An 11552-nucleotide genomic window follows, 5' to 3' on the forward strand; every position below is an offset into this window, starting at 1 on the left:
GGCGCACTGTTAATTCTTCAAAAGCGAGCTACTGTTGCTGACACGCCGCCAGCGATCGGCGTTGCTGCCCTTTTTCATCGAAGTTGTCGGCAGCCAGCCAGCGCTGCAAAACAGCGTCGCACTGGGGCCATTCACTATCAATCATCGATAACCAGTCGCTGTCGCGATTACGCCCCTTGCGCACAATCTTCTGGCGAAAACGTCCTTCGAAGATAAACCCAAGGCGCTCCGCCGCCCGACGGGAAGCCGTGTTCAGAGAGTCACATTTCCACTCCACGCGACGATAGCCCAACGCAAACGCCTGGCGCAGCAACAGCCAGATGCTTTCGGTGCCGAGTACCGTATTTTTCATGCGCGGTGACCAGGTTACATGACCAATTTCAACCGAACCATGCTCCCGTTCGATCGCCATAAAGCACACCAGTCCCACCGCACGACCGGAACGCTGTTCAATGACAGCATAGGGAACCAGAGATGCATCCGTGGATTTGCCCTCTACCCAGCAAGCTGTGGCCTCAACGCTCGTGGGACGAGAACTTGCAAGCCAGGTCCAGTCGCGATCGTCTGGCGCCTGCGCGTAAGCATCAAACAGATCGGCGGCATGGCTGTCGGCATCCAGGGGAACCAGTCGACAATATTGCCCTGCAAGTTCTTCCCGCGGCAGTACGGCGGCACCATTCCAGTCAGGCACAATATCGCCGACGGTCTGTCCATAAAGATTAATTTCCGGCACGATTCAACCCCTGTTGCGAAGTAAAAAATAGTTATAACACCGGCCATTTCGCCTTCAAAGCATCGCGGGGGGATTTCTGACAACGAACAGAAAATCAGCGGCCCTTCTATATGCAGCTTGCAAGATGACGCGTCTATACTGATTAAAAATCAACGCTGAAGAGAACACTATGTCCCTACCCGATTTTCATGTTTCTGACCCTTTTACGTTAGGTATTGAACTGGAAATGCAGGTGGTCAATCCTCCGGGCTACGACCTGAGCCAGGACTCTTCCCGACTGATTGACGCCGTAAAGCCGCAGCTCACCGCCGGAGAAGTAAAGCACGATATCACTGAAAGTATGCTGGAGATGGCGACCGGGGTTTGTCGCAATATCGACCAGGCGAGTGCTGAATTATCCGCCATGCAGCAGATAATCTCGCGGGTTGCTGCCGAGCATCACCTCGCCATCTGTGGCGGCGGTACGCATCCATTTCAAAAATGGCAACGTCAGGAAGTCTGCGATGACGAACGCTATCGGCGCAACCTGGAAAATTTTGGCTATCTTATTCAGCAGGCGACGGTATTCGGCCAACATGTGCATATCGGCTGTGTAAACGGCGATGATGCTATTTACCTCCTGCACGGCCTGTCGCGATTTGTTCCCCATTTTATTGCGCTCTCTGCCGCCTCACCTTATATGCAAACGTCCGACACGCGGTTTGCCTGCGCGCGGCTGAATATTTTCTCTGGATTTCCCGATAATGGCCCGATGCCGTGGGTGAATAACTGGCAGGAATTCGAGGGGTTATTTCGTCGACTGGCTTACACCAGCATGATTGATAGCATTAAAGATTTACACTGGGATATCCGCCCCAGCCCGCACTTTGGTACCGTAGAGGTTCGCGTCATGGACACTCCGCTAACCCTTGAACACGCAGTCAATATGGCGGGACTTATTCAGGCTACCGCCCACTGGTTGCTCACTAAACGGCCATTCAAGCACCAGGAGCGTGATTACCTGCTGTATAAATTTAACCGTTTTCAGGCCTGCCGCTTTGGCATGGCGGGAATCATCACCGACGTCAATACCGGCGATGGGCACCGCCTGTCAGATGACACGCTACGGCTACTGGAGAATGTCGCCGCTTCTGCGGACAAAGTAGGCGCGACCAGCGCGATCGAATCCTTACGCCTGCAAGTTAAAAATGGTCATGATGAAGCGCAGAGCATGCGTGATTTCGTCGCCGACGGCGGATCTCTGAGTGGTCTGGTGAAAAAACATTGTGAGATTTGGGCCGGGCGGTAAGCGTGGCGTTTGCGTTGCCCACAGAGATCCCGGACAATGGCTTTTTAACTCAAGTTTAACAATGCCATGAAACACCCGCTTGAATCACTGATGACCGCCGCAGGGATCCTGCTGCTGGCTTTTTTGTCTTGCCTGCTGCTGCCCGCCCCCTCACTGGGAATTGTGCTGGCGCAAAAACTCGTCGCCACCTTTCATCTGATGGATCTCAACCAATTTTATACTTTGCTGTTTTGTCTGTGGTTTTTACTGCTGGGGGTGATTGAATATTTTGTACTGCGTTTTATCTGGCGGCGCTGGTTCTCGCTGGCGGATTAGACCCGCGAGAACCCTTTGCCGTTAATGCGTTCGGCTATGATTTTCTTTGCGATACGCGCCCGGCGGCTGGCTGAACGTACGGGTGAAAATTCGCGTAAAGGTCTGCTGCGAATCGAATCCGTATTTCAAACAGATGTCATACACTTTCTGGTCGGTATCGCGTAGATCGCGCGCCGCCAATAGCAGCTTACGCTCGCGGATGTAGCGCCCGAGGCTTTCACCTTTGTACTGCATAAAAAGACGCTGCAGGTGCCATTTGGAATATCCCGCATGGCGTGCAATATCATCAATGCGCAATGGCTGATTCAAATTATCATCAATCCATTCAACAATCGTATCAATGACCTGAGCAGAAATCGTCATCATGCTCTCCCCTGTATTCATTGAGTCGCCTGTTGCCACCAGGCCGTAAACGGTTGGTCCGGTTCGGACAGTATTACCGGTTCACCCAGCATTGGCGTCAGTAGTCGGTAATCCTGACGAAGGCTGGCAAGCGCCAGTCGTTTGTAGGGATCATCCCAGGTATGTTTCGCCAGAACGAAACGGCCGGCATGCCCTGGCAACACGGCTTTCGCATGCAGATCGGCCGCAGCCTGCGCCGTCTCTTCAGGCATCATGTGAATAAACTTCCAGTCCTGGTCATATTGACCGTTCTCCATAATCGCCAAATCAACCGAGCCAAACTGCTCACCGATGGCTTTAAAATGCGGTCCATAGCCGGAATCTCCGCTGTAATAAACGTTCTGCTCCGGCGTTTCGAACATGAAGCTCGCCCATAGCGTCTGGTTGCGCTTGATACCGCGCCCCGAAAAATGACGAGCAGGCAGCACATGAACGATCAGCGAATCCGTCACTCTGACGGACTGATTCCAGTCCCGCTCTTCGATTATCTCGCTGCGCATCCCCCAGTAACGCAGATGCGACCCTACGCCGAGCGGCGTAATCACTCGCTTAATTTTCGGCATTAACGCCTTGATAGTGGCGAGATCCAGATGGTCATAGTGATCGTGCGAGATAATGAGCAGATCGATCTCCGGCATCGTCTGCGCAGTCCACGGATAATCCCCGGCAAAGGCTTTGTTCAGGAATGAAAACGGTGCGGCATAATTGCTAAATACCGGATCAATCAGGATACGTTGACCCGCCAGCTGCAAATACCATGAGGAGTGGCCCAGCCAGACCAGAGTATCCTGCTGTGGCGAAAGTCCAGCGAGATCGGTTGCCACCAGCGGTAACGGCTGCGCCGGGCGCGCATTATCACGCTTAGCGACCAGAAATTCCCACCAGGCCGCCAGCATGCCTTTGTTACCGGTATAGCCCGGTGTCGGCACCTGGTTATGAAACTGTCCATCACGATAGTGAGGTGACTGTTCAACCAAACTCAGTTGTGCCCCTTGCGGGGCCTGACCAAACCCGGCATTAAGTACAAACGGTAAACTTGCAGCTGCGGCAATTAGCATAATAACAACCACACAAACTGTGAGACGCTTCATATCCTGACCTTAAACGCGCCCCTTTCCGCTGGTTTGCGCGACTGACTCTTGATTATGAGTGAGTAAGCACTCATTATAGAAATCGAAAGTTCGCCGTCAAGATGATTTTCAATCTTTGACATTCGCCGTTGCGGTGCTGCAAAGGCCGTGATTCAATCATGTTTTTTACAGACTTAAGGGTAAAGTGTAGTGGCTCGTCCGAAGAGTGAAGACAAAAAACTGGCATTACTGGAAGCTGCAACCACAGCATTTGCACAATCAGGCATTGCGGCATCTACCGCCGTGATAGCCCGCAATGCAGGGGTTGCGGAGGGGACGTTGTTTCGCTATTTCGCGACCAAAGATGATTTGATCAACGAGCTTTACCTCTTTTTGAAGCAAGACCTTTGTCAGTCGATGATGGCAAATTTGGATCGATCGGTGACCGATGCCAAAACCATGACCCACTACATCTGGAACAGCTACATTAGCTGGGGCCTGAACCATACCTGCGGGCATCGCACGATTCGCCAGTTGGCCGTCAGCGAGAAAATCAGCAAAGAAACGGAACAGCAGGCTGACGATATGTTCCCGGAACTGCGCGATCTTTGTCATCGATCCGTACGACCTGAGTTTATGTCTGACGAGTATCGCGCCTTTGGCGACGCGCTGTTTCTTTCTCTGGCAGAGACCACCATGGAGTTCGCCGCCCGCGACGCGGCTCGCGCAAAAGAATATATTTCGATGGGATTTGAGGCGATGTGGCGCGCACTCACCCGTGAGGAAAAATAATGGACGGCCAGACCTTACATGCCTGTGCAAAGCGCCTTGCGCTCGAACTGCCTTTTACCGAGCACTGCTGGCCATTCGGCCCGGAATACGATGTCTTCAAAGTCGGCGGCAAAATTTTTATGCTGGTCTCAGAGCTTCGCGGACGCCCGCTGGTTAACCTGAAAGCCGATCCGCAAAAGTCACTGTTAAACCAGCAGATCTACCCCAGCATTGAACCCGGCTATCACATGAATAAAAAGCACTGGATATCGGTCTACCCAGGCGACGACATTACCGAGTCATTACTGACGGAGTTGGTAAATGATTCATGGCATCGCGTCGTAGACGGCCTGGCGAAGCGGGATCAAAAACGCCTGCGTCCAGGTTGATTTATCGTTAACTCCGATAAGTGTTTTTGCATTTTCCTGTCTTATCTTTTTCTTGCTAACCCTGTACCCTACTGAAACAAAACGCACCCGCAGGGTATGAAAAATCACCAGGAGTAGTTATGGATATTGTTTCTGTCGCCTTAAAACGTTACTCCACTAAGGCATTCGATCCGAATAAAAAACTGACCGCTGAGCAGGCCGAAAAATTAAAAACGCTGCTGCAGTTTAGTCCGTCCAGCACCAACTCTCAGCCGTGGCACTTTATCGTTGCCAGCACTGACGAAGGTAAAGCGCGCGTAGCGAAATCCGCAGCCGGCGGCTTTGTATTCAACGAACGTAAAATGCTGGATGCTTCCCACGTCGTGGTGTTCTGCGCCAAAACGGCGATGGACGATGCCTGGCTGGAGCGCGTGGTGGATCAAGAAGAGCGCGATGGCCGTTTCGCCACCCCTGAAGCCAAAGCCGCAAACCACAAAGGCCGCACCTTCTTTGCCGACATGCATCGCAAAGAGCTGAAAGATGACAACCACTGGATGGCAAAACAGGTGTATCTGAACGTCGGTAACTTCCTGCTGGGCGTGGCGGCGATGGGTCTGGATGCGGTGCCGATCGAAGGCTTCGATGCGGCGGTGATGGATGCAGAATTTGGCCTGAAAGAAAAAGGTTTCACCAGCGTAGTTGTGGTCCCGGTGGGTCATCACAGCGTAGAAGATTTCAACGCCGCGCTGCCAAAATCTCGTCTGCCGCTGGAAACAACACTGACGGAAGTTTAATCCCCGCATTTGCATAAGCTCTACACAGCGGTCATCATAGACCGCTGTTTATTAAGGAGACGTTATGCAGGAATTGATATCTCAGGTAGAAGAACTCGGCATTGAAATAAATCACACCACCTCACTGGTAATGATTTTTGGCATTATTTTTATCACCGCCATTATTGTTCACGTTATTTTGCACTGGGTGGTATTACGCGCATTTGAAAAGCGCGCCAACGCCAGCTCCCGCCTGTGGCTACAAATCATCACGCAGAACAAGTTATTTCACCGGCTGGCATTCACCCTGCAGGGTATCATTGTCAATATACAGGCCGCACTCTGGTTACAGAAAGGCAGTGAAGCAGCAGAAATATTAGTAACCTGCGCACAGCTGTGGATCATGATGTACGCCCTGTTGTCCTTGTTTTCCCTGCTGGACGTCATTCTCAATCTGTCGCAAAAATTCCCTGCCGCATCGCAATTGCCGCTAAAAGGCATATTTCAGGGCATCAAGCTCATCAGCGCTATTGTCGTCGGAATATTGATGATTTCCCTGCTGATTGGTCAGTCACCGGCAATATTGATAAGCGGTCTGGGTGCCATGGCCGCCGTGTTAATGCTGGTGTTTAAAGATCCGATCCTCGGGCTGGTGGCCGGAATACAGCTTTCAGCCAACGATATGTTGAAGTTGGGTGACTGGCTGGAAATGCCTAAATACGGCGCAGATGGCGCGGTGATTGATATTGGCTTAACCACCGTAAAAGTGCGCAACTGGGATAACACCATCACCACTATCCCAACCTGGTCACTGGTATCGGACTCATTTAAAAACTGGAGTGGGATGTCGGCTTCCGGTGGGCGACGCATTAAACGCAGCATCAGCATTGATGCTACCAGCATTCATTTTCTTGATGAGGATGAGCGTCAGCGGCTGCATAAAGCGCACCTGCTGAAACCGTATTTGACCACGCGCCATCAGGAAATTGACGAGTGGAATCAGCAGTTAGATGCGCCTGAATCGGTATTAAACCACCGTCGGATGACGAATATTGGCACCTTCCGCGCCTATCTGAACGAATATTTGCGTCATCATCCGCGGATTCGCAAAGATATGACGTTAATGGTGCGCCAGCTTGCGCCAGACGATCACGGCTTACCGATCGAAATTTATGCCTTTACCAATACGGTGGTCTGGCTGGAATATGAAAGTATTCAGGCTGATATTTTCGACCATATATTCGCCGTAATCGAAGAATTTGGCTTGCGCATTCATCAGTCACCCACCGGAAATGATATTCGCGCGCTGTCAGGCGCGTTTCAACGCTAACGCTCAGGTACTGGCGCGTGAAATATAGCGCCAGTCCATCATCACCCTTTCCGTCTGCGCGTCAGGATTTTCTATTTTATTCAGCAGCAATCCTACCGCTTTGCGGCCTATATCCCGCGAGGGCTGCTCAATGGTCGAAAGCTGTGGGGAAACCATTTCTGCCAGTTCCGTACCGTCGAATCCCACGACGGCGATATCCTGCGGGATCTGTAATCCGGCATTGAGAATAGCACGCATCGCGCCAGCGGCCAGCGTGTCCGATACGGCAAACACCGCGTCGGGTTTCACCTCTGCGGCAAGCAATGTTTTCATCGCCGCAATTCCTGCGCTGGAACTTAATTCGCTGGCGTATTCTACGGCCTGATACTCAAGCGACAGCGCATGCAGCGCCGCTTTATAGCCACGTTCGCGCAACCGGGCGTATTTATAACTCAGATCATGATTGATTAGCGCAATGCGTCGATAGCCCTTTTCCACCAGGTGAGATATTACCGACTGCGCAGCGTCAACATCGTTAATCCCTACGCAGGAAACCGCGCCTTTATCAGCATATTCCGCGCACTGAACCCAGGGAGCGTCGCCAATCAGCGTGGTCAGTTCCGGTAATTTTGAGAATGCATCCATGGTGATAATGCCATCAACGATTTTCCCCGACAGCAGCTTTAGCGCCGATTTTGAGCGGGCGGTATCCGAGCCGGAATTACACAGCAAAATGCGATAGCCATTCTTTTCCGCCTCTTCTTCAATGCCTTTAACAACCTCTGCACAAAAAGGGTTGGCAATGTTGGAAACCATCACCAGAATCATCGAACTGCGTGCCGTACGCAGCTGACGAGCCAGCAGGTTGGGCTGATAATTGCTTTCTTTAATAGCCTGTAGCACGCGCTCGCGATTTTTGGCTTTGACGGTATCACTGTGATTCAGCACACGCGATACCGTCGCCACCGACACACCGGCAAGCTGGGCGATTTTTTGAATAGACATAACGACGACAAGTCCTGCGGTTTAGGCTTTACGTTGAGGCTACCATAAAATCACTGCCCGGCGAACCGGGTGCGTGTTTAGCGCTGCACTGATACCCAGCGCTGCTGCTGATGGCTTTTTATAATCGCATCAATGATATACATCACATCCGCACCATCAGAAAATGACGCAAATCGACGCTCAGCCGTCGCGGGCATTTTGCCTGCCTGCACCGCCTGATAGAACTGCTGCATCATATTCTTGAACGCATCCGGCCAGCCCTCAATATGCCCACCCGGAAAGTGCGCACTGGCAGCAACATCCGCATTCATCAATCCTGGGTCATCGGTCAGGATCTGGTTCGCCTGCTGACGGTGCCCGACCCAAAGCTGTTGCGGCGTTTCCTGATCCCAGTGCAGTGAACTCTGGCTACCGTTAATTTCAAAGCTCAGGTGATTCTTGCGCCCGGCACTCACCTGTGAAACGCTAAAGCAGCCTTTGCTACCATCGTCAAAACGTACCAGCACCGATCCACAATCTTCCGTCGTCACCGCTTTATCCTCAAATTGCAGGTCAGCCGTTTGCTGGCCAAACGTAGCGTTACCGGCGATGCTGGCTTTTCGTACCGGCCAGACGATAGCCAGATCGGCCATCACCTCGACAATACGTTTTCCAGTGACGAATTGCACCGTGTCACACCAGTGGGAACCGATATCCGCAACCGCCCGTGAGTTGCCGCCTTGTTTGGCATCGACCCGCCAGTTGTAGTCAGTTTCCAGCAGCATCCAGTCCTGCAAATAACTCCCCTGGACGGCAAACAGACGCCCCACGCTACCGCGCCTGACCATGCTGGCAGCCTGTTGTACCATCGCAAACTGACGATAGACAAAGCTCACGCCGTGCACCACTCCTACCTGCTCCGCCAGCGTTTCCAGTTCACGAGCCTCATCAGGCGTCATACACAGCGGCTTTTCTGAAAACACGTGCAGACCCGCGCGTAAAATCTGCCGGTTGATGTCGGCATGCAGATGATTCGGCGTACAGTTATGCACCACCTGCAGTCCGGGATGCGCCAGCAGCGCCTCAACGCTGCCGTACGCCTGAGGAATATGAAGAGCATCTGCACGTTCCTGGGCAACCGCCAGCGAGCTATCACAGAGCGCCACCACGTTCACACCGCCGAGTCGACGCAACGCCTCGATATGTGCAGGCCCAATAAAACCGCTGCCAATAATGCCAACCTGTATCATTTGCGTACCTCATCGCCAGCGGCGAAATCATCAAATGCGCGTGAAGAAACCGGAATAATGTGGCGGCGTATAAAATCGCTCCCCTCACGCGCCCCGGTTTGCGCGTCTTTCAGGCAACACTCCCATTCCAGTACCGCCCAGCCAGGGAAATCATATTGTGTGAGCTTGCTGAAGATGGTTTTGAAATCGACCTGACCGTCCCCCAGGGAACGGAAACGCCCAGCGCGATCGAGCCACGGCTGATAACCGCCATAGACACCACTGCGGCTACTGGCATGGTACTCAGCGTCCTTGACGTGAAACGCTTTAATGCGCGAGTGGTAAACATCGATAAACCCAAGGTAATCCATCTGCTGCAATAACAGATGGCTCGGGTCATAGAGAATGTTGCAGCGAGGATGATGATTAACCAGCGCCAGAAAGCGCTCGAACGTTACGCCATCGTGCAGATCTTCACCGGGATGGATCTCAAAGCAAACATCCACCCCATGATGATCAAAGCGATCGAGAATGGGTCTCCAGCGGCGCGCTAGCTCCAGAAAGGCCTCTTCAAAGCGCTGACGGTTATGCGGTGGCCACGGATAAAAGAAGGGCCAGGCGAGCGAACCAGAAAACGTAGCATGCGCCGTCAGCCCCAGCCTTTGCGAAGCCGCAGCGGCCTGGTGGAGGGTTTCGATGGCCCACGCCTGCCTGGCCTGCGGATTAGCGCGTACAGATAGCGGAGCAAATCCGTCAAAAGCGTCATCGTAAGCCGGATGGACGGCAACCAGTTGGCCTTCAAGATGGGTAGATAGTTCGCTAATCACCAGCCCATGCCCGGCCAGCATCCCACGAATATCATCACAATAGGCCTGACTTATGGCTGCTTGTTCGACATCAAACAAAGACTTGTGATTACACGGGATTTGTAATGCCTTATAGCCCAGCTCCGCCGCCCATTTTGCCACGCCTTCCAGGGTGTTAAATGGGGGACGATCCCCGATAAATTGCGCCAGAAAAATGCCAGGCCCCTTGATGGTTTTCATAACCCCTCCTGAAAATTACGCCTGCTCTTTGTCGTCATACTTGAAAGAGAAAAGGAAAATCACGGCAATCACTGCGGCAGCCACTGCCGGGATCCACCAGAATGTGGTCCACGCCTGAGGCACCGTTTGCCCCGCCACCAGACGGTTGTAAAGTGCGCCTGAAATTTGCGAACCAAGCAGCATACCGATCCCATAGGTAAACATAACGATCATGCTTTGCGCCTGACCTTTTACTTTCTCCTCGGCGATACGATCGGTGTAAATAAAGCCGACCACGAAGAAGAAGTCGTAGCACACGCCGTGCAGCAGAATGCCGAGATACAGCAGGAATCGGCCCTCTTCGCTGATGCCGAGGGCAAAGAATGCGTAGCGCACAAACCAGGCGCACATCCCGATTAACAACATGTATTTCACGCCCAGACGCCTGAACAGGAACGGGATCACCAGCATGAAGAAAATTTCAGACATCTGACCAAACGACATCGCCGTACTGACATCGCTAACGCCCGCATCAGCAAGAAACGACGCGGTATATGCGTAATAGGTTCCCAACGGTACAGAAATAAGGGTCGCGCAGAGCGAGAAGACAAAAAAGTGACGAACCTTGAGTAAGGCGAAAGCATCCGCACAAAACAGATCGCGCACTTTTACCGACAGTCCTTTCGCCGGTGCTGGCGTGTTGGGCAACGTCAGGCTGTAGAGCGCCAGAATCACAGAAATAACCGCCGCCAGCGTAAAGATTCCGGTAGTATCCGAGATTCCGGTTACGCCGATAAAAATCCCCGCGACAATCCAGCCAATGGTGCCAAACACCCGCACCACCGGGAAAGTTTTGTCTTTATCCGACAGGCTATGAAAAGCAATGTTGTTGGTAAGCGCCAGCGTTGGCATGTAGCACAACGTGTAGCCAAACAGCAGACCAATCAACAGCGCACCGTTTTGCGCCACCAATGCCTGCGGAACAAACCAGAGGATCGCCGCGCCTGCAAGGTGCATCACCGCCATCACCTTTTGCGAGGCAAAGAAGCGGTCTACCAGCATCCCTAAGACGAACGGCGACAGAATAGAAGCAATGGGCCCGGCTGAAAACGCATCGCCAATCAGCAGCGACATGTTGTGCTGGCTCATCACCAGCCCCAGCGTGACGGACCAACTTCCCCAGATAAAGAACTGTAAGAACATCATTAGCGACAGCCGGGGTACCAGCAGCCGGTACTGTACGTTCTGTTTTCCACTACTTTCGGTTGTTGACACCATTTTTTGC

Annotated in this window: 13 protein-coding genes; 6 read left to right on the plus strand and 7 right to left on the minus strand. The window is 52.6% G+C overall.

Annotated elements, in window-relative coordinates; genetic code table 11:
- Positions 1–28: 28 nt before the first annotated feature.
- Positions 29–733 (minus strand): GNAT family N-acetyltransferase, encoded by a 705-nt coding sequence (locus HV302_RS17810; RefSeq protein ID WP_103765988.1) that lies wholly within the window; start codon positions 731–733, stop codon positions 29–31.
- Between the two features lie 169 nt (positions 734–902).
- Here HV302_RS17810 and HV302_RS17815 point away from each other — a divergent pair, with 169 nt between their 5' ends.
- Both HV302_RS17815 and HV302_RS17820 read left to right on the plus strand, forming a co-directional pair.
- Positions 903–2021 carry a YbdK family carboxylate-amine ligase gene (locus HV302_RS17815; protein WP_181626368.1) on the plus strand — a complete coding sequence of 373 codons (1119 nt, stop codon included), beginning with the start codon at positions 903–905 and terminating at the stop codon, positions 2019–2021.
- Positions 2022–2087: 66 nt separating this feature from the next.
- Positions 2088–2336, plus strand: a complete 249-nt coding sequence (locus HV302_RS17820) for a DUF1158 domain-containing protein (RefSeq protein ID WP_016152175.1) — start codon at positions 2088–2090, stop codon at positions 2334–2336.
- A gap of 21 nt (positions 2337–2357) precedes the next feature.
- On the opposite strand, the gene HV302_RS17825 is transcribed toward HV302_RS17820, so the two are convergent.
- Both HV302_RS17825 and HV302_RS17830 read right to left on the minus strand, forming a co-directional pair.
- Positions 2358–2699, minus strand: a complete 342-nt coding sequence (locus HV302_RS17825; protein ID WP_003021996.1) for a RamA family antibiotic efflux transcriptional regulator — start codon at positions 2697–2699, stop codon at positions 2358–2360.
- Between the two features lie 17 nt (positions 2700–2716).
- Complete coding sequence (locus HV302_RS17830) at positions 2717–3829, minus strand: MBL fold metallo-hydrolase (RefSeq protein ID WP_181626369.1); 1113 nt, start codon at positions 3827–3829, stop codon at positions 2717–2719.
- A gap of 189 nt (positions 3830–4018) precedes the next feature.
- Here HV302_RS17830 and HV302_RS17835 point away from each other — a divergent pair, with 189 nt between their 5' ends.
- The 4 genes from HV302_RS17835 to HV302_RS17850 all read left to right on the plus strand — a co-directional run bounded on the left by HV302_RS17835 (position 4019) and on the right by HV302_RS17850 (position 7050).
- Positions 4019–4600: a TetR/AcrR family transcriptional regulator gene (locus HV302_RS17835; protein ID WP_016152173.1), complete on the plus strand. Its 582-nt coding sequence runs from the start codon at positions 4019–4021 to the stop codon at positions 4598–4600.
- On the plus strand, positions 4600–4968 hold the full coding sequence (locus HV302_RS17840; protein ID WP_016152172.1) for an MmcQ/YjbR family DNA-binding protein: 369 nt from the start codon (positions 4600–4602) through the stop codon (positions 4966–4968). Before HV302_RS17835 ends, HV302_RS17840 begins: the two co-directional genes overlap by 1 nt.
- A gap of 119 nt (positions 4969–5087) precedes the next feature.
- The gene (nfsB, locus tag HV302_RS17845) at positions 5088–5741 is read left to right on the plus strand and encodes an oxygen-insensitive NAD(P)H nitroreductase (protein WP_016152171.1); all 654 of its coding nucleotides are present in this window, start codon (positions 5088–5090) and stop codon (positions 5739–5741) included.
- A 64-nt stretch (positions 5742–5805) separates the two neighbouring features.
- Positions 5806–7050, plus strand: coding sequence for a mechanosensitive ion channel family protein (locus HV302_RS17850; protein ID WP_016152170.1), 1245 nt, complete (start codon positions 5806–5808; stop codon positions 7048–7050).
- Between the two features lie 3 nt (positions 7051–7053).
- Here the strand turns inward: HV302_RS17850 and HV302_RS17855 are convergent, their stop codons facing one another.
- The 4 genes from HV302_RS17855 to HV302_RS17870 form a co-directional block, all read right to left on the minus strand.
- Positions 7054–8034 (minus strand): LacI family DNA-binding transcriptional regulator, encoded by a 981-nt coding sequence (locus tag HV302_RS17855; protein WP_016152169.1) that lies wholly within the window; start codon positions 8032–8034, stop codon positions 7054–7056.
- A 77-nt stretch (positions 8035–8111) separates the two neighbouring features.
- A complete protein-coding gene (locus tag HV302_RS17860) occupies positions 8112–9263 on the minus strand; it encodes a Gfo/Idh/MocA family protein (protein WP_181626370.1) in 1152 nt (383 codons plus the stop codon).
- Positions 9260–10288 (minus strand): sugar phosphate isomerase/epimerase family protein, encoded by a 1029-nt coding sequence (locus tag HV302_RS17865; protein ID WP_181626371.1) that lies wholly within the window; start codon positions 10286–10288, stop codon positions 9260–9262. Before HV302_RS17865 ends, HV302_RS17860 begins: the two co-directional genes overlap by 4 nt.
- A 15-nt stretch (positions 10289–10303) precedes the next feature.
- On the minus strand, positions 10304–11545 hold the full coding sequence (locus tag HV302_RS17870; RefSeq protein WP_181626372.1) for an MFS transporter: 1242 nt from the start codon (positions 11543–11545) through the stop codon (positions 10304–10306).
- Between the last annotated feature and the right edge of the window lie 7 nt (positions 11546–11552).

Origin of the sequence: Citrobacter sp. RHBSTW-00859, assembly GCF_013729795.1 — a bacterium.
GTDB lineage: Bacteria > Pseudomonadota > Gammaproteobacteria > Enterobacterales > Enterobacteriaceae > Citrobacter > Citrobacter braakii.